This is a genomic window from Streptomyces sp. NPDC107538 (assembly GCF_055657445.1).
In genome coordinates, this window is the sequence record NZ_JBVKAY010000005.1 from 100,083 (window position 1) to 118,093 (window position 18,011).

An 18,011-nucleotide genomic window follows, 5' to 3' on the forward strand; every position below is an offset into this window, starting at 1 on the left:
GCTGAATCCCCCGGCTCCGCAAACCGCGACGCGCGCGCCCCCTTCCACAGGCCGGGCGGGCTTGCCCGCTACGCCGGCTTTTGCTGGGTCGTCGTGACTTCCTTCAGCCATGGTGTTTTCGCGTCGAGGAGGCCGACTCTGCCGGAGGTGGGGTCGATGCCCCAGCTGCCGTAGCGGGGGTTGAGGTCGACGTCGAGTTTCTTCGAGGCCTCGGAGAGGGCCTTCCAGAAGACGGTGCCGCCCTCCTGTGTGTTCAGGTCGGCGCCCAGGGCGGTGGAGAGTTTCTGGACCTCGACGTCGCTGCGGAGGCTCTCGTCCAGCTGGTCGGGGGCGACGCTGTAACGCTGCAGATACGCCGTCTCCAGGGCCTCGGCCCCGCCGGCCTGCGCCTGCAGATCGGAGCGGTACTGCTGGACTTCCTTGCGGCTGACGGTCACGTCGGCGTCCGCGAGCGCCTGGTCGAGGACCTTCTCCAGGACCATGCTGTTCAGGGTGTTGCGGGTGAGGGCGCTGCTCTGGGAGACAGCCTGCTGGTACTGGCTCTCGTCCGTGCTGGCGGCGCGCTGGGCGGTGCGCACCTCGTTCACCCGGTTCTCCAGCTGCGCGACCGTGATCCGGTCGTCGCCGACGACGGCCGCCGCGCCGGGATGCGCGTCGCTTCCGCAGGCGGTGAGGAGCGGCGCCGCGGCGGTGATCGCGGCGGAGAGGACGAGCGCGGTGCGACGGCGGCGGTGCAAGTGAGCCTCCCGAGGAGATTGTGCGGCGGTGCACAAAGTCTTGCGGTGATCGATGGTAGGCAGTGGCCCTGCTCTCGGCCAGCCATTCGACCAACGATTCACGCCGACTTCGGGCACCGCCCCCGCCACGTCCGGCTCAGCCCCCGCACACCACGAGCCGCCGCCCCCGCACACCACCCGGCTCGGCCCACGATCGCCACCGGCCCCGGACTTCGGCCGAGGCGGCGTACAACGTACGGTCCGGCGGGAGTGTCAGCCGCGTACCTGGCCCAGCCACTGCAGGGTCCGGCGGACCTCGCCGACCAGGGGGTGGGACGGTCCGCGCAGCCGCTCCACGTCGAGCAGCAGCCGGCCCAGGGTCTCGTGGGCGGCGCCGCGGTCGCCGAGGGCGAGGAGCAGGTGGCCTATGCGGCGGCGGACGTCGAGGGAGAGCTCGGGGTCGCCGCCGACGTACTGGTTCTCGTAGTACGGCAGCAGGGAGCGGTACTCGGCGAGGGCCGCGGCCGGTTCGCCGAGCTGTTCGAGGCACTGGGCGGAGTCGTAGCGGAAACGCAGCGCCTGGGGGTCGGCCTGGCCCGCCTCGGCGGCCCGCTCGTCGCCGAGGCGTCGCAGCTCGGGCAGGGCGCGGCGGTACTGGCCGTCGTCCATCAGCGTGGCCGCGTACTGCTTGCGCAGGGTACGGACCACGGGTGAGTGCTCGCCGTGCTGGGCGGCGGCGGCCGGGAGGATCGCGCCGAGGATGTCGACGGCCTGGGTGATGCGGCCCTCGCCGAGGAGCCGCTTGACCTCGTCGACGGCGCCCGCCACATCGGGCTTGTCGACGGCGGGCGCGGGGTCGGGCGCGGCCGACGGCTGCGGCGCGGGTATCCGGGCCCGGTCCGGCCAGGGGGCGTGGGGGCGCAGGAAGGGGCGCGTGGGGTCGAGCGGGGAGCCGGTGGGCATCCCGCGCGCGGGGAGCAGCGGCAGGAGCTGTTCGTACGTCTCCTGCGCGGAGGACGGGCGGTGCTGCGGGTCCTTGGAGAGCAGGCGGAGGACCAGGGCCTCCAGGTTCTCGGGGACCTCGGGGCGCAGGCGGCGGACGGGGACCGGCGGCTCGTAGAGGTGGCGGTGGAGGACGCCGAGGGCCGTGGAGCCGGTGAACGGGACGTTCCCGCTGAGCAGTTCGTGCATCAGCACACCCAGCGCGTACAGGTCGGTGTACGGGCCGACCGCGCCGCCCATGGCCTGCTCGGGGGCCATGTAGGCGGGGCTGCCGATGGGCGAACCGGTGTGCGTGAGGCGGGTGGTGTCGGTGTCCATCACGGAGGCGACACCGAGGTCGAGGACGGTGACCGTGCCGTCCTGCTTGACCATGACGTTCCGCGGCTTGAGGTCGCGGTGGACGATCGGCACCGCGTGCACGGCGGACAGCACGGCGCACAGCTGGGCGGCGACCGACACGGTCCACTGCCACGGGTACGGGTCGTGCTCGGCGAGATGGTCGGCGAGGTCGGCGCCGTCGACGTACTGCATGACGAGGAACAGCTCCTCGCCCTCGCTGCCCGCGTCGTGCACGGTCACCAGGCCGGGGTGGTCGACCTGGGCCGTGACCCGGCACTCGCGCACGAAGCGGCGGCGCAGCTCGTCGGCCTCCTGGCCCGCGACCTTGTCCGGGCGCAGCAGCTTGACCGCCACGCGCCGGTCGAGACGCTGGTCGTACGCCGTCCACACCTGGCCCATGCCGCCCTGGCCGATGAGCGTGGACAGTTCGTAGCGGCCGGTGATCACACGTCCGGTCCCGTGCCCCTGGGTCACCGGTCTCCCTCGTGGTTGCGGAGATAGTCGCTCAGCTCGTCCAACTCGGCGCGCACCTGGTCGATACGGGCCGGCCCGGGGCGCTGCGGCTCGGGCGCCTGCTGCGGCGGGGGCTGGTGCGGCACGGGAGGCTGCGGGACCGGCGGGGCCGGTGTGTAGGGCTGCGGGACCTGGACCGGCGGGTAGCTGTACCCGGTCTGCTGGGGGCTGTACCCGGTCTGCTGCGAGTACGCCGTGGTCTGGGCGTACGGCGACGGCGGGGCGGTCCGGAGCCGGCTGAAGTGGCGTATGTCCGCGGCCAGGTAGTAGGCGACGATCGCCATCAGGCCGCCGAAGAGGAGCGACATGCCGACGTCGCCCCTCCAGGTGGTGAACTCGTCCTTGCCCGGGTCGGTGCCGATCAGATAGAGCGTCACGACGATCTGGACGACCGCGAGGGCGAACAGCCACCAGTCGAGGGTCTTGCGGGTCACCGAGGCGAGCCGCAGCAGGCAGGCCCAGGCGAGCAGGCCACAGCTCATGACCGCGACCACCACGAAGATCACACGGAGTGTGATCTGGCCCCCCTGGTCGGGGCCGGGGGGCGGTGTCGGCGCATAGCCGTGGCCTTGCATGGCTGCTCCTGAGGGCCTGGTGAGAGCGGATGTGCGATGTCGTCCCGAGGGTATCGGTCGACCACGACATGAGGTCCAGGGTTGTGGACAACCGTTGTAGTACCGCAGTGCTGGTCACGCCGCCTCAGGCGGAGCGGTTCCGTCCGGTAGGGGTGATCGTAGGGTTCAGTCCGGCGCGACCGAACCGTCCGTCAGCCCGTCGTACATGCCCCGCACCAGGCGTTCGCCGAGACGGCCCGCCTGACGCAGGGCGTCCTCGAAGGCGGCGAGGGCGCGGAACCGTTCGCCGTAGCGGCGCTGCTGGTCCAGGGGGAGCCTGGGCAGTTGGAGGCGGCGTACGTCGAGGCGGGTCGCGGTGGAGGCATAGCTGCTGGCCTGGCGGCTGTTGGCGGTGGAGCGCAGGAAACCGGCGACGAACCACGCGTCCAGCGCGGCTCCGTCGGGGCGCAGCAGGGTGAGGTTGCGGCCGAGGGCGGCGCCTGCGGTCTCCTCGTCGATCACGCGTGCGACCCCGCCGCCGCCGAGCACCGGGACGACGACATCACCGAGTTCGACGAGCACCGGGGCCTCGCCGGTCTCGGGCAGTGTTCCCGAGGGTGCCGTGCCGGACAGGACGTCGTGGTCGGTGAGCACGCGCGCGTGGGGGCCGCTGCCGCCCGTGCGCAGCACCAGGGCTCCCCCGCGCGCGAGTTCGCCGACCGTGGTGAGCGGCCAGCGCGCGGACCGCTCCTCCTCGGTGAGCGGGGGCGTGAGGTCGGCGGTCAGCCGGAGGGTCTCGCCGAGGCGTTCGCGTACGGCGGCCAGTTCGCCGGCGCCGCCGCCCGCGGCCGGGGGCGGCAGATGCCGGGCGGGGGCCAGGTCCACATCGTCGTCCAGCAGTTCGATGACCGGCAGCGAACGGCTGAGCCCCGGCCGTTCCGCCACCTCGCCCGCCCGGTCGAAGGGCCGCCAGGCGTCCAGCACGGCGGCGCGCACCGCCGCCCAGTCGAACCCACCCCGCCCCTCGGGCACGAGCCGCCCGGTGTCGACGAGCAGCAACTCGGGGGTCGCGGGCGCCTTTCCGGGCCGGCGCAGCACCCACAGATGCAGCGGGATGTTGTACGGGGGTGCCGCGCCGACCGGTAGCGCGATCACGGCACGCAGGGCGCTCCGGCGCAGCAGGTCGGCGCGGATACGGCGTCCCGAGCGGCGGCTCGCGGCGGCCGGCGGCATCAGCAGGACGGCCGTGCCACCGTCCTCCAGACGGGCCAGCGCGTGCTGCACCCAGGCGAGTTCGGATTCCGTACGGGCCGGGAAGCCGTACTCCCAGCGGGGGTCGTAGGCGAGTTCGTCGTGGCCCCAGTTGCGCTCGTTGAACGGCGGGTGGCACAGGACCGCCTCGGCCCTGAGGTGCTCGTGGGCGTCCGCGCGGAGGCTGTCGCCCGGGGCCGTACGGACGGTGCTCGGGGTGCGCAGGGCGAGGCGGAGCGCGGTCAGGGCGGCCAGTTCGCGGGAGCTGTCCTGGCCGTACAGCTCCTGGCCGGGGCGGGCGGCGACGGCGCGCAGCAGGGCGCCGGTGCCGCAGGCCGGATCGAGCACCGTGCGGGCGGGACCGGCGAGTTCGGCCATCAGCTCGGCCAGCTCGCCCGGGGTCAGCGTGTACTGGCGCGGGTTGGCGTCGAGGTGCCGGGCGAGCAGGAACTCGAAGGTCTGCTTCGCCCCCAGGTCGGCCGCGAGTTCGGTGGCGCCGCGCAGCAACGGGATCGAGGGCAGGAGTTCGGCGGGCGTGGGCCGCGGTACGGCGGGGGCGTGAGCCGGGCCGAAGCGCGGGGTGAGGACGTCCCCGAGCGCGTCGGGCAGCATCCGGGACAGCTGCTCGTCGTCGGGGCAGGCGCTCAACTCCAGCCAGACCAGGGGCCGGTCATGGAGGTGGAGCAGGGCGCAGCCCGCGTGCACGAGGGCGGTGACGGGGCCCTCCGGGTGGCCGGTGGCCTGCTGCCACACCCGCTCCTTCAGGGGCACCTCGGCGAGCTTGCCCTGAGCGCGCAGCCACTTCTCCACCTCGCCGAGCGCGAAGGCCGGGCTGGTCTCGGTGCCGCCGACCGGTTTGGGGAAATCGGCGTGCCGTCGGCGCCAGTTGCTGACGGCGGCGCGGCCCACCCCGGCGAGCCGCGCGATGTCCGCGGCCGTGACCTCTGTCCCGTTCCCCTGCACGCGCCCGGCTCCCCTCGTACCTGGTGGTGTGACGTCGAGCATACCGACGCACGCAAGATCTACCCATACACATCGTGTACACACTCGATCCCGTGAACCGTGTTGACTCGGTTCACAAGCTCTGCTGTCATTGACCCATCGAACGGCGTGCCGCCCGAGCCGGGTGGTCACACGTCGGCCGCTTTGTCACATTCCCAGGGGGGAACTCCCATGCGTCGCACCCGTCGCACCGCAATCGCCGCTCTCTGTGTCGCCGCCGCGGCCACCGTCTCGCTCACCGGCTGCCTGCCGGGTGAGGACAAGGCCGAGGGGCCGTTCGCCGGGCTTTCCGGCGGCGAGATCGCCGACAAGGCCATGAAGGCCACCTCCGGCGCCGACTCGCTCCGGATGAAGGGCGAGATCCAGGACGAGTCCGCCGGCGGCACGGTCCAGCTGGACATGGCGATGAACAAGAAGGGCGACTGCGCCGGCACGATGAGCATGGGCGGCGAGGGCGAGGCCGAGCTGATCAAGGTCGGCGACACCCTCTACATGAAGTACGACGAGGCGTTCCTGCGCGCCCAGTCGAAGGGCTCCTCGAAGGAGGAGGCCGACATGGTGGTCGACATGCTCGCCGGCAAGTGGGCCAAGACGTCCGCGACCGCCGAGGACTCCAAGGACATCGCGAGCTTCTGCGACCTCGACACCGTCCTCGCCGACTTCGAGGACGTGAACTCCGACGCCACCCGCGGCAAGACCACCGAGACCGGTGGCACCCCCGCGATCGTCCTCGACGAGAAGGACGGCAAGGACCGCTACACGCTGTACGTCGCGACCGAGGGCAAGCCGTACCTGCTGCGGGTCGTCAGCAAGTCCGCGAAGGAGCCCGGCGACCTCGCCTTCACCGACTACGACAAGCCGGTCCCGGCCAAGGCCCCCGAGGGCAAGGTCATCGACCTGGACGAGGACTTCAGCTGACGCGCTCTCCCGCCGGGCGGCACCACGACCGGCGCCACGACCTTCTCAGTCCGCGTGGAAGCGGGCCGGGGCCTTGGTCGGGTTGCCGCCCGTCGGCAGTTTCTGCTCGGGGCAGGTGGTCAGGACCCGCTTCATGGCGTCCTGTTCGGCGGAGGTGACCCAGAGGCCGTACTTCGTCTTCACCGCGACCTGCGCGGCCACATACGTGCAGCGGTACGCCTTGTTGGGCGGGAGCCAGGTGGCCGTGTCACCGTCACCCTTGCCTCGGTTGGTGCCGGAGTCCACCGCGAGGAGGTTCAGCGGGTCGTTGGCCAGCGCTATGCGCTTGCTGTCGTCCCACTTCTGGGCGCCCTTCTGCCAGGCGTCGGAGAGGGCCACGATGTGGTCCACGTCGATCTTGCTGCGGCCCCGGACGTACGGCACGTCCCCGCCGGTGTACGGGTCCGGGTCGAGCACACCGGAGACCACCGTGCAGTCATCGTCCCGGAACTTCACGTCGTCCAGGTCGCGTTTGAGTATGTCGTCGCGGGTGTCGCAGCTGTTGGAGTCCGTGTCGGCCCAGGGGCTGCCGAACTCGTCGCGGTCGTAACCGGTCTTGGGCGCCCTCCCCTTCACGGTCAGCGCCTCCGCCGCGGCGAACGCGGCACCGCCGCCGCCCCCGCCGGGGTTCTCCTGCGGTCCGGCCGAGCCGCCCGTGCTGTCCAGTTCGCAGCCGGTCGCGGTGACCAGCACCAGAGCGACGACGGCGACCCCACCCCTCCAACGCACCACGCGACACCCCTTTCCTCTGTCCGTGCTCGCACGCGGTCTCGCGTGGGTTCCCCGTCACGCCTGCTCAACACCGTAGCGGCCACCCGGATCGGCCGTACCGGCACCCGGCGGCATCGACAGTCGGCGGGTGCACGCCGGGCGTATCTCCGGGGGTGAGGGGGTGGGGGGTGAGCGGCCGGGGAGGTCCGTCGGCGGGACCGTCCCTCCGGCCCGTCCCCGCCGACCGGGATGGCCCCTCCGACCCGTCAGGAGCCGTTCACACCTTGCCTATCCCCAGGGTCGTCTCCGTGGGCAGCAGGCCCGAGCCGATGACGGCCACCCAGAACTCGCCCAGCAGATCGGCGAGTCGGGCGGTGTCGTCGGCGCCGAGGAGCCGCCAGGGCGCGGCGGCCAGCCGGTCGGTGTGCTGCTCGACCTGCCGGCGCAGGCTCCGGCCGGCCTCCGTGGCCGTACCGTCCGATTCCACCAGGCCGCGTACGACGAGGCGGGCGCGGGCGGCCCTCCACTCCTCCGGGCTCCACCCCCGGCTCTCGAAACGCTCCACCGGGGCAGCGCCTATCGCGGCGAAGGAGACGAGGGACTCGGTGGGGTCGAGGTCCGCGGTCAGCAGCGCCGCGAGGTGGCCGTCTCCCCGGTGCTCCCGCAGGATCGTGGCCGCCCGCCAGAGCTGGAGATGCGCGGGCTCGGGCCAGGGCAGCTCGGCGTTGGCCGCGGCGAGGGGGCGGCCCTCGGTGGTCGCGGACTCCGCGGCACGGCGGGCCAGGGTCGCGGCCTCCGTCAGTTCGGCGCTGTGGACGCGGTCACCGAATATCTCCCGGTAGGCCCGGTCGACCGCCCGGTCCCGGGCCGCCAGCACGGCGTCCGGTGGCGCTGTCTTCCAGGCCCGTTCGATGTGCTCCGCGACCATGCGGGGGCTGAAGCTGTAGAAGGCGGAGGCCGTCCGCCCGGCCCCGACGGCGCCCAGGGGTGCCGCGCGGAACGGGAAGTAGCTCGGCCATCGCTCCGCCACGTCGTACCCCAGCGCGGCCGCCTCCTCGAAGGCCTCAGGCGCGCAATAGAGGACGGCGTGCAGGGGCTCCAGCAGGTGCCACATGCGGCGCACCTCGCCCAGGTCCACGGTGGCGCGTCCGGCTTCGCTTCCCGTGTCGTTGCCGTACTCGGACATGGCGCATCCTCCTTGCCGCTCATCCCGGCCGCGACGGCGACCGGAGCCATAACTTGTCACTGGCTAGATTGCCCGACCGCAGCAAACTTGTCAACGACTAGATTGAAGCCCCCGGGGGATCTACGCTGTGTCCATGCCTCGCGACACCACGGCCGATCACCAGCCGGAACAAGCCGCACGACCCGTACAGCCCGCACAGCCCTCACCGGCCCCGCGGCCTGACCGCCCGTACCACCACGGCGACCTGCGCCGCGCGATCCTCCACGCCGCGCTCGACGTCATCGCCGCCGAGGGCCCGTCCGCGCTGAGCCTGCGGGATCTGGCGCGGCGCGCTGGGGTCTCCCATGCCGCGCCGGCCCATCACTTCAAGGACCGCACGGGTCTGCTCACGGCCATCGCGGCGGAAGGGCACGCCCTGCTGGCGGCGGCGCTCGCGGAGGCCAGGGACCTGCGGGACGCGGGCGTGCGCTACGTCCGCTTCGCGCGCGAGCACCCCGCGCACTTCCAGGTGATGTTCCGGCCCGAGCTGCTGCGCGAGGACGACCTCGAACTGACCACCGCCCGCGCCCTGTCCCGCGAGCGGCTGCGCACCGCCGTCACCCAGGCCCGCCCCGGCACCCTGGACGCCCTCGACGCCGACCCCCGGCTGGCCGGGATCGCCGCCTGGTCCCTCTCCCACGGCTTCGCCACGCTGCTGCTCAGCGGCAACCTCGCCGGGGTCGTGGGCGACCAGGACCCCGAGGAGGTGTTCCGCACGGCCACGGAACTGCTGTTCCGGGCCGCGCCACCCACCCCCGCGCCCAGCCCGGCCCCGACGCCCAGTCCCAGCCCGAGCCCGGGCCCGGGCCCGACGGCCAGTCCCAGCCCGAGCCCCAGACCGGCCAACTGACCGACTGACTGACCGACTACGACCCCAGAATCGAAGCCAGGAACTCCCCGGTCCACCCCAGCAGATCCCGCCCGACCAGCGGCTTCCCGCCCACCTTCGCCGTCTTCGGGCGGGGCACCAGCACCTGGTGGGCGGCCGGCTTGATGACCGTCCCCGGGTACAGCCGCTTGAGCCGCAGCTCCTGCGACTCCCGCAACTCCACCGGGGCGAAGCGGATGTTGGTGCCCTGGAGGACGATCTCGCCGACCCCGCAGGCACGGGCGAGCATCCGCAGCCCGGCGACCAGCAGCAGGTTCTCCACCGGCTCGGGCAACTTGCCGTAGCGGTCGACGAGTTCCTCGCGTACGGCGGCGATGTCGGCCTCGGTGTTGACGGAGGCGATGGCCCGGTAGGCCTGCAGTCGCAGCCGCTCGCCCGGCGCGTAGTCGTGCGGGACGTGCGCGTCGACCGGCAGCTCGATCTTCACTTCGAGCGGCGGCTCCTCCTCGATCTCCCCGGTCTCCAGCTGGCGGCGGTAGTCCGCGACCGCCTCGCCGACCATCCGCACGTACAGGTCGAAGCCGACGCCCGCGATATGGCCGGACTGTTCGCCGCCGAGCAGGTTGCCCGCGCCCCGGATCTCCAGGTCCTTCATCGCCACGTACATGCCCGCGCCCATCTCCGTGTGCTGGGCGATGGTCGCGAGGCGCTCGTGGGCCGTCTCGGTCAGGGGCTTCTCGGGCGGGTAGAGGAAGTACGCGTAGCCGCGTTCCCTCCCTCGGCCCACCCGCCCCCGCAGCTGGTGCAGCTGCGACAGACCGAAGGTGTCGCCGCGCTCCACGATCAGCGTGTTCGCGTTGGAGATGTCGATGCCCGACTCGACGATCGTCGTGGAGACGAGGACGTCGAACTTCTTCTCCCAGAAGTCGACGACGACCTGTTCCAGGGCCTGTTCGGACATCTGGCCGTGGGCGGTCGCGATGCGCGCCTCGGGGACGATCTCGCGCAGCCGGGCCGCCGCGCGGTCGATGGACTCGACCCGGTTGTGGATGTAGAAGACCTGGCCCTCGCGCAGGAGTTCACGGCGGATCGCCGCGCCGATCTGCTTCTCCTCGTACGGGCCGACGAAGGTCAGGACCGGGTGGCGCTCCTCCGGCGGCGTCGTGATCGTGGACATCTCGCGGATGCCCGTGACCGCCATCTCCAGGGTGCGCGGGATCGGGGTCGCGGACATCGTCAGCACGTCCACGTTCGCGCGGAGCTTCTTCAGCTGCTCCTTGTGCTCGACGCCGAACCGCTGCTCCTCGTCGACGATGACCAGGCCCAGGTCCTTGAACTTGGTCTCGGAGGAGAAGAGGCGGTGGGTGCCGATGACGATGTCGACCGCGCCCTCGCGCAGCCCCTCCAGGGTGCCCTTGGCCTCGGTGTCCGTCTGGAAGCGGGACAGGGCCCGGACGTTCACCGGGAACTGCGAGTACCGCTCGCTGAACGTGCCGAAGTGCTGCTGCACCAGCAGGGTCGTGGGCACCAGCACGGCCACCTGCTTGCCGTCCTGGACGGCCTTGAAGGCGGCCCGGACGGCGATCTCCGTCTTGCCGTAGCCGACGTCGCCGCAGATCAGGCGGTCCATCGGGACCGTCTTCTCCATGTCCTCCTTGACCTCGGCGATCGTCGTCAGCTGGTCGGGCGTCTCCGCGTACGGGAAGGCGTCCTCCAGCTCCCGCTGCCAGGGCGTGTCCGCGCCGAACGCGTGTCCGGGCGCCGCCATCCGGGCGGAGTACAGCCTGATGAGGTCGGCGGCGATCTCCTTGACCGCCTTCTTCGCGCGCGCCTTGGTCTTCGTCCAGTCGGCGCCGCCGAGGCGATGCAGGGTGGGCGCCTCACCGCCGACGTACTTGGTGATCTGCTCCAGCTGGTCGGTCGGGATGTAGAGCCGGTCGCCGGGCTGGCCGCGCTTGGCGGGGGCGTACTCGACGACCAGGTACTCGCGGGTCGCGCCCTGCACGGTCCGCTGGACCATCTCGATGTAGCGGCCGACGCCGTGCTGCTCGTGGACGATGTAGTCGCCCGGCTCCAGGGTGAGCGGGTCGATGGTCTTGCGGCGGCGGGCCGGCATCCGGGCGCCGTCCTTGCCGGCCGCCTTCTGGCCGGAGAGGTCGGTCTCGGTGAGCACCGCGAGCTTGAGGGCGGGGTCGATGAAGCCGTAGTCGATCGAGCCGCAGGCCACATGCACGACCGACGGGGCGATCTCGCCCAGCTCGGCCTCCAGGCGGGCCGCGATGCCCTCGCCGCCGAGGACCTCGACCGTGCGGGCGGCCGGGCCGTGGGCCTCGGTCACGAACACCGTGCGCCAGCCGTCGGCGAGCCAGCCCTTGGTGTCGGCGAGCGCCTTCGCGGTGTCGCCGCGGTAGGTCTCGGGGGCGTGCATACCGAGCTTGAGGGTGTCCGCGTCGAGCTCCTCGTCGGCCGCGAACGGCGACACCGACCACCACATCATGTCCAGCTCACGGGCCCGGTCGCGGACGTCCGCGATGGACCACAGGGAGGCCGCGCCGACGTCGATGGGCGCCTCGCCGCCGCCGGCGGTCGCCGCCCAGGACGCCTGGAGGAACTCCTGCGAGGTGGCGACGAGGTCCGCCGCGCGCGTGCGCACCCGCTCCGGGTCGCACACGATCGCCATCGCGCCCTTCGGCAGGACGTCGATCAGCAGTTCCATGTCGTCGACGAGGACCGGTGCGAGGGACTCCATGCCCTCGACGGCGATGCCCTCGGCGATCTTGCCCAGCAGCTCGCCCAGCTCCGGGTGGCGCTCGGCGAGGGCGCGTGCGCGGGCGCGTACGTCGTCCGTGAGAAGGAGTTCGCGGCAGGGCGGCGCCCACAGGCCGTGGTCGGCGACCTCCAGCGATCTCTGGTCGGCGACCTTGAAGTACCGGATCTCCTCGACGTCGTCGCCCCAGAACTCCACCCGCAGGGGGTGCTCCTCGGTCGGCGGGAAGACGTCCAGGATGCCGCCGCGCACGGCGAACTCGCCGCGCTTCTCGACCAGTTCCACCCGGGAGTACGCCGCTGCCGCCAGCGCCTCGACCGTACGGTTCAGGTCGGCCGTCTCGCCCGTGCGCAGCGCGACCGGTTCCAGGTCGCCGAGGCCCTTGACCTGGGGCTGGAGGACCGAGCGGACGGGGGCGACGACCACCGAGACCGGGCCGGTCTCCGGGTCGTCCGGGCGCGGGTGGGCCAGGCGGCGCAGGACGGCGAGGCGGCGGCCGACGGTGTCGCTGCGCGGGCTGAGCCGCTCGTGCGGGAGGGTCTCCCAGGCCGGGTACTCCACGACGCCGTCCGGGGGGAGCAGGGAGCGCAGGGCCGCCGCCAGGTCCTCGGCCTCGCGGCCCGTCGCCGTGACGGCGAGTACGGGGCGGGCGGCGTCCCGGGCGAGGGCGGCCACCGCGAAGGGGCGGGCCGCGGGAGGGCCCACCAGGTCGATGTGGGTGCGGTGGCCGTCGGATGCCGCCCTGATCGCTTCCGCGAGGGGGGCGTCCTGGACTACGGCGTCTAGCAGGCCGTGGAGGCTCATTCGGGGCGTTTCCCGTCCGGGTGGGCTCGGCTGTGGGGCGGCGGATTGGACTGCGGATCGGCTGCCGGGGGCAACACGAACGCCCGGACTCGTGTGAACGGCCGGGGGTGTCCAGGGTACGACGAGCGGTGTCGGGGGTGGGGGCGACTTTTCTCGCCCCCGCCGCCCCTACCCGTCCCATCCTCAGGGGCTGCGCCCCTGTGACCCCCTTCGCGCTCCGCGCGGAGTGGGTGGGTAGGCGCGGGTCCGGTGGGGGTTCTCGCGCAGTTCCCCGCGCCCCTGGAAAGCAGGGGCTGCGCCCTCTGCTTTCCAGGCCGCTTTTCAGGGCGCCTACCCTCTTAGGGCACCCCCGCCCCTACCCGAACGTGAGCCCCCATGGTCCCGAGCGCACCGTCCGCGCAGTCGTCGGCGCTCATACCCGTGCCGGTCATGGCGTCGGGGTCGTCCGGTCGTCCTGGCCGGCGGTTCTCTCTCGCGGGACGGGAGCCGTACCTGCTCGCGGTCGGGCTGTTCGTGGCGTATGCGGTGGTGTCGGTCGGGCGGTATCTGCGGCTGGGGACCCGGTCGTACGACCTGGGGATCTACGAGCAGGCCATACGGGCGTACGCGCACCTCCAGGCGCCGATCGTGGAGCTGAAGGGGCCGGGGTACAGCGTGCTCGGGGATCACTTCAGCCCGGTGATCATGCTGCTCGCGCCGGTCTACCGGGTGTTTCCGTCCCCGGTGACGCTGCTGGTGGTCCAGGCCGCGCTGTTCGCGCTGTCGGCCGTGCCGGTGACGCGGGCGGCGACGCGGGCGCTGGGGCGGGCCCGGGGGCTCGCGCTGGGGGTGGCGTACGGGCTGTCGTGGGGGCTGCAGAACGCCGTGGACTTCGACTTCCACGAGATCTGTTTCGCGGTCCCGCTGATCGCGTTCTCCCTGGAGGCGCTGCTCCGGCACCGATGGCGGGCGGCGCTGCTGTGGGGGCTGCCGCTGGTGCTGGTCAAGGAGGACCAGGGGCTGACCCTGGCGATGATCGCGGTCGTCGTCGCGCTCCGGGCCCGGCGGCACGGCGCGTCCCCCGTGGTGCCGTACGCGCTCGGGGTCGCGGCGTTCGGCGCGGTCGCCACGCTGCTCGCCTTCACCATGATCATCCCGGCCTTCAACACCACCGGTTCCTCCGACTATCTGACCAAGGTCGGCGGCGCGGGTCCCCTCGACGGCCTGGACGTCAAGATCCGTACCGTTCTCTGGCTGCTGATCCCGACCAGCGGACTGCTCTCCCTGCGCTCCCCGATCCTGCTCGCCGTGCTGCCCACCCTGGGCTGGCGGTTCGTGTCCGCCGACGACAACTACTGGAGCACGGCCTTCCACTACAGCGCCGTCCTGATGCCGATCATCACCCTCGCGCTCGTCGACGTGCTCCCGGCCGCCCGCCAGAGCGCCCGCCCCTGGCTGCGCTCGTACGCGCTGCAGTTGCCCGCCGCGGTCCTCGCGGCCTCGCTCGCGCTGACGACCGCGCTGCCGCTGGGCAACCTGACCAAGTCCGACGCCTATCGGGTGCCGGACGGCGTCAAGGCCGTGGAGAGGCTGATCGCCACGATCCCCGACGGGTCGACCGTCGAGGCCAACATCGGCCCGATCGCCCGGCTGACCTCCCGCTGCCGGGTCTTCTGGATAGGCCGGACCAAGGGTCTCGCCCCCGACTACATCGTCTTCAACAACAACTCTCGCTGGGTGAAGGACGTGCCCGCCTTCGCCCGTCAGCTGCATCCGCGCGACACGTACGTCCTGCGGGGCGTCATCCAGGGGTACGTGCTCCTCAAGCGCACGTCTCCCGCCACCGCCGGGCCCTCGTCGTCCTGACGTCCTGACACGGGTGGAGCCCGGCGCCCGGAAGCCTCCGCTTCCCGGCGCCGGGCTCTCCCCCGGTTTCCCCCGTTCCCCCGTTCCCCCGTTCCCCCGTGTCCCCCGTGCTCGGTGGCCTCCGCGACTACTCGGTGGCGATCGCGTTCAGGACGTTCATCCGGCCCGCCCGGAACGCCGGGACCAGCGCGGCGAACAGGCCCACGAAGGCCGAGCCGATGAAGACGCCGATGATGGTCGGCCAGGGGATGTCGAGGACGTTCAGGCCCTCCAGGGCGAGGAGCTGCTGCGCGGTGGCGCCCCAGCCCATGCCCAGCCCGAGGCCGAGGAGTGCGCCGAAGAGGGCGATGACGACCGACTCCAGCCGGATCATGCGGCGCAGCTGGCGGCGGGAGAGACCGATCGCCCGCATCAGGCCGATCTCACGCGTCCGCTCGACGACCGACAGGGCCAGCGTGTTCACGACGCCCAGGATCGCGACGATGATCGCCAGGGCGAGCAGGCCGTAGATCATGTTCAGGAGCTGGTCGATCTGGCCCTTCAGGGCTTCCTTGTAGTCGGTCTGGTCGCGGACCTCGTACTGCGGGTAGTCGTGCAGCGCGGCCTTGAGGGACTTGTACGCCGCCGCGTCCTGGCCCTCCTTCGCCGAGGCGAAGAGCAGCTGGTCCAGCGGCATCTTGTCGGCCGGGACGTACTTCGCCATCGTGTCGATGGAGGTGTACATGGCGCCGGCGTCGATGACGACGTCGCTGCTGGTGATGGCGCGGACGGTCAGGTCGGCCGTGCGGCCGTCCTTGAAGGCGACGGCGATCTTCGAGCCGAGCTTGACGTCGTGGTCCTTGGCGAACTTCTCGTGGACGGACATCGAGTCGGGCTTGTAGGCGTCCGCCAGCTTGCCCGCGACGACCTCGGTGGCGAGGTCGGTGGCGTAGCTCGGGTCGGCGGCGGTGATGGCCGTCTTCTCGAGGGTCTTGCCGTCGGGGGTGGTGAAGTCGGCCTCGGTCCACTTGTACTCGGTGACGTTCGCGACGCCCTCGGCGGACTTCGCGGCCTTCACGGCCTGCGGGGTGATCAGCTGCCCGGTGTCGGACTGGATGATGAAGTCCGTGCCGACCGTCTTGTCGAGCTGCTCGGTGGCCGAGGCGACCATGGAGGAGCCGACGACGGAGAGGCAGGCGACCAGGGCGAGGCCGATCATCAGGGCGGCGCCGGTGGCCCCCGTACGGCGGGGGTTGCGCAGCGCGTTGCGCTCGGCCATGCGGCCGACGGGGCCGAAGGCCCGCAGGACGACCGCGCCCAGCACCCGCACCACCGCGCCGGCGAGCAGCGGGCCGATGACGACGAAGCCGATGAGGGACAGGACGACCCCGCCGCCCAGCCACATCGAGCCCTCGGCCGCCTTGTCGGCGGTGGAGGCCAGGTAGAGGCAGAAGCCGCCGGCGCCGGTCAGGAGCAGACCGATGACGGCCCGGACGAGGCCGGCCTTGGCGTCCAGCGGGGCGCCGGCGTCGCGCAGGGCGGCCATCGGGGAGACCTTCCCGGCACGCCGGGCCGGTACGTACGCGGCGAGGACGGTGACGACGATGCCGAGGAGCAGGCCGACCGCCGGGGTGGTCCAGGCGATGGTGAGGTCGTCGGTGGACAGGTTCATGCCGGTGGCGCTCATCAGCTTCATCAGGCCGATGGCGAGGCCGACACCGCCGGCGACACCGAGGATCGAGCCGAAGACGCCCAGGAGCAGGGCCTCGACGAGGACCGACCGGTTGACCTGGCCGCGGCTGGAGCCGATGGCCCGCATCAGGCCGATCTCGCGGGTCCGCTGGGCGACCAGCATCGAGAAGGTGTTGATGATCAGGAAGATGCCGACCAGGAAGGCGATCCCGGCGAAGCCGAGCATGGCGTACTTCATCACGCTCATGAACTCGCCGACGTCCTTGGCGTTGGCGTCCGCGATCTCCTTGGCGGTCTGCACCTTGTAGGCGCCGCCCAGTTCGGCGGAGACGTTCTTCTTGACCTGCGCGTCCGTGAAGCCGGTGTCCGCGGTGATGTTGACGTTGGTGTACACGCCGGTCTCGCCGACGAGGGTCTTCTGCGCGGTGGCGGTGTCGAGGTAGAAGATCGCGGCGCCCGGGTTGGTGACCTGGAAGTCGGCGATGCCGGAGATCTTCGCCTGGTGCGTGCCGACGGCGCTGATCACGCCGATCTCGTCGCCGAGCTTCAGGCCGTGCTTGTCGGCGGTGTCCGCGTCGACCATGATCTGGTCGGGGCCGCGCGGCGCGTTGCCGGACGAGATCTTCATGGTGCGGGCGTCGTTGGCGTTCCAGTTGCCGACGATGGTCGGGGCGCCGCTGGTGGGCGAGAGGTTGTCCTTGTCGGCGTCGACGACCGTCACCGAGGTCGAGAAGACCGTGCCCTCGGCCGACTTCACACCCTCCGCGCCGCCCACCTTGTCCACCACCGAGGCGGGCATGACCGGCGGCTTGCCGGTGTCGGACTGCGTCTCCCCGCTGTCCGAGGCGCCCTTGGCGCTGACCGTGACATCGGAGGAGGTGGCCGCGAACAACTTGTCGAACGTGGTGCCCATCGTGTCGGTGAAGACCAGGGTCCCCGTCACGAACGCCACCGACAGCATGACCGCGATGGCGGAGAGCGCCATGCGTCCCTTGTGCGCGAAGAAGTTGCGCATCGAGGTCTTCATGACACTCATGACGTACGCCCCCGCGCGTCGAAGTCCTTCATGCGGTCCAGCACGGCGTCGGCGGTCGGCTTGAACATCTCGTCGACGATGCGGCCGTCGGCCAGGTACAGCACCCGGTCCGCGTAGGAGGCGGCCACCGGGTCGTGGGTGACCATCACGATGGTCTGGCCCAGTTCGTCGACCGACCTGCGCAGGAAGCCCAGCACCTCGGCGCCGGCCCGGGAGTCCAGGTTGCCGGTGGGCTCGTCGCCGAAGATGATCTCCGGCCGGGCGGCCAGGGCGCGGGCCACGGCGACGCGCTGCTGCTGGCCGCCGGAGAGCTGGGTGGGCCGGTGCTTGAGCCGGTCGGAGAGCCCGACGGTGTCGACGACCCGGCCCAGCCACTCCTTGTTCGGCTTGCGCCCCGCGATGTCCATGGGGAGCGTGATGTTCTCTATCGCGTTGAGCGTGGGCAGCAGGTTGAACGCCTGGAAGATGAACCCGATCCGGTCCCGGCGCAGCTGCGTGAGCTTCTTGTCCTTGAGCCCGGTGATCTCGGTGTCGTCGAGGTGGATCTGACCCGAGGTCACGGTGTCGAGTCCGGCAAGGCAGTGCATGAGGGTGGACTTGCCGGACCCCGAGGGGCCCATGATCGCGGTGAACTGGCCCCGCGCGATGTCCACATCCACATGGTCGAGGGCGACGACACGGGTCTCACCGGACCCGTACGCCTTCACGACCTGCCGCGCCCGCGCGGCAACGGCCGTAGTCCCTCCAGTACCCCCGTGCCTGGTGATGGTCACAGCCGATGTCACGGTA

At 71.8% G+C, this 18,011-nt stretch carries 12 protein-coding genes; 3 read left to right on the forward strand and 9 right to left on the reverse strand.

The features are described 5' to 3' along the window. Positions 1 to 68: 68 nt before the first annotated feature. From ACZ7MG_RS18840 to ACZ7MG_RS18855, 4 genes are all read right to left on the reverse strand, one after another. A complete protein-coding gene (locus ACZ7MG_RS18840) occupies positions 69 to 737 on the reverse strand; it encodes a SurA N-terminal domain-containing protein (protein WP_471394897.1) in 669 nt (222 codons plus the stop codon). Positions 738 to 989: 252 nt separating this feature from the next. Further along, positions 990 to 2,483: a protein kinase domain-containing protein gene (locus ACZ7MG_RS18845; protein WP_471395039.1), complete on the reverse strand. Its 1,494-nt coding sequence runs from the start codon at positions 2,481 to 2,483 to the stop codon at positions 990 to 992. A gap of 44 nt (positions 2,484 to 2,527) precedes the next feature. After that, complete coding sequence (locus ACZ7MG_RS18850) at positions 2,528 to 3,145, reverse strand: hypothetical protein (RefSeq protein ID WP_471394900.1); 618 nt, start codon at positions 3,143 to 3,145, stop codon at positions 2,528 to 2,530. Positions 3,146 to 3,310: 165 nt separating this feature from the next. Further along, positions 3,311 to 5,338, reverse strand: a complete 2,028-nt coding sequence (locus ACZ7MG_RS18855) for an N-6 DNA methylase (protein ID WP_471394902.1) — start codon at positions 5,336 to 5,338, stop codon at positions 3,311 to 3,313. A 210-nt stretch (positions 5,339 to 5,548) separates the two neighbouring features. On the opposite strand from ACZ7MG_RS18855, the gene ACZ7MG_RS18860 reads away from it, so the two are divergent. Continuing rightward, entirely contained in the window at positions 5,549 to 6,295 is a 747-nt protein-coding gene (locus ACZ7MG_RS18860) for a hypothetical protein (RefSeq protein ID WP_471394905.1), read from the forward strand. A gap of 45 nt (positions 6,296 to 6,340) precedes the next feature. Here ACZ7MG_RS18860 and ACZ7MG_RS18865 read toward each other — a convergent pair whose 3' ends face one another. Together ACZ7MG_RS18865 and ACZ7MG_RS18870 are read right to left on the reverse strand one after the other, a co-directional pair. Continuing rightward, positions 6,341 to 7,066 (reverse strand): HNH endonuclease family protein, encoded by a 726-nt coding sequence (locus tag ACZ7MG_RS18865; protein ID WP_471394907.1) that lies wholly within the window; start codon positions 7,064 to 7,066, stop codon positions 6,341 to 6,343. A gap of 256 nt (positions 7,067 to 7,322) precedes the next feature. After that, positions 7,323 to 8,231 carry an SCO6745 family protein gene (locus tag ACZ7MG_RS18870; protein ID WP_471394908.1) on the reverse strand — a complete coding sequence of 303 codons (909 nt, stop codon included), beginning with the start codon at positions 8,229 to 8,231 and terminating at the stop codon, positions 7,323 to 7,325. A 133-nt stretch (positions 8,232 to 8,364) separates the two neighbouring features. Here ACZ7MG_RS18870 and ACZ7MG_RS18875 point away from each other — a divergent pair, with 133 nt between their 5' ends. Further along, the gene (locus ACZ7MG_RS18875) at positions 8,365 to 9,120 is read left to right on the forward strand and encodes a TetR/AcrR family transcriptional regulator (RefSeq protein WP_471394911.1); all 756 of its coding nucleotides are present in this window, start codon (positions 8,365 to 8,367) and stop codon (positions 9,118 to 9,120) included. A 16-nt stretch (positions 9,121 to 9,136) separates the two neighbouring features. Here ACZ7MG_RS18875 and mfd read toward each other — a convergent pair whose 3' ends face one another. Then, entirely contained in the window at positions 9,137 to 12,670 is a 3,534-nt protein-coding gene (gene mfd, locus ACZ7MG_RS18880; RefSeq protein ID WP_471394914.1) for a transcription-repair coupling factor, read from the reverse strand. A gap of 375 nt (positions 12,671 to 13,045) precedes the next feature. Here mfd and ACZ7MG_RS18885 point away from each other — a divergent pair, with 375 nt between their 5' ends. After that, a complete protein-coding gene (locus ACZ7MG_RS18885; RefSeq protein ID WP_471394917.1) occupies positions 13,046 to 14,515 on the forward strand; it encodes a DUF2079 domain-containing protein in 1,470 nt (489 codons plus the stop codon). 127 nt (positions 14,516 to 14,642) lie between these two features. Here ACZ7MG_RS18885 and ACZ7MG_RS18890 read toward each other — a convergent pair whose 3' ends face one another. Beyond that, positions 14,643 to 17,222 (reverse strand): ABC transporter permease, encoded by a 2,580-nt coding sequence (locus ACZ7MG_RS18890; RefSeq protein WP_471394920.1) that lies wholly within the window; start codon positions 17,220 to 17,222, stop codon positions 14,643 to 14,645. Continuing rightward, positions 17,219 to 18,007, reverse strand: a complete 789-nt coding sequence (locus tag ACZ7MG_RS18895) for an ABC transporter ATP-binding protein (RefSeq protein WP_184893186.1) — start codon at positions 18,005 to 18,007, stop codon at positions 17,219 to 17,221. Before ACZ7MG_RS18895 ends, ACZ7MG_RS18890 begins: the two co-directional genes overlap by 4 nt. Positions 18,008 to 18,011 lie beyond the last annotated feature (4 nt).

Bases quoted from the DNA above. Each gene is read 5' to 3' on its own strand.
- ACZ7MG_RS18850 (WP_471394900.1), bottom strand. From the start codon at position 3,145: ATGCAAGGCCACGGCTATGCGCCGACACCGCCCCCCGGCCCCGACCAG.
- ACZ7MG_RS18860 (WP_471394905.1), top strand. From the start codon at position 5,549: ATGCGTCGCACCCGTCGCACCGCAATCGCCGCTCTCTGTGTCGCCGCC.
- ACZ7MG_RS18870 (WP_471394908.1), bottom strand. From the start codon at position 8,231: ATGTCCGAGTACGGCAACGACACGGGAAGCGAAGCCGGACGCGCCACC.
- ACZ7MG_RS18875 (WP_471394911.1), top strand. From the start codon at position 8,365: ATGCCTCGCGACACCACGGCCGATCACCAGCCGGAACAAGCCGCACGA.
- mfd (WP_471394914.1), bottom strand. From the start codon at position 12,670: ATGAGCCTCCACGGCCTGCTAGACGCCGTAGTCCAGGACGCCCCCCTC.
- ACZ7MG_RS18885 (WP_471394917.1), top strand. From the start codon at position 13,046: ATGGTCCCGAGCGCACCGTCCGCGCAGTCGTCGGCGCTCATACCCGTG.
- ACZ7MG_RS18890 (WP_471394920.1), bottom strand. From the start codon at position 17,222: ATGAGTGTCATGAAGACCTCGATGCGCAACTTCTTCGCGCACAAGGGA.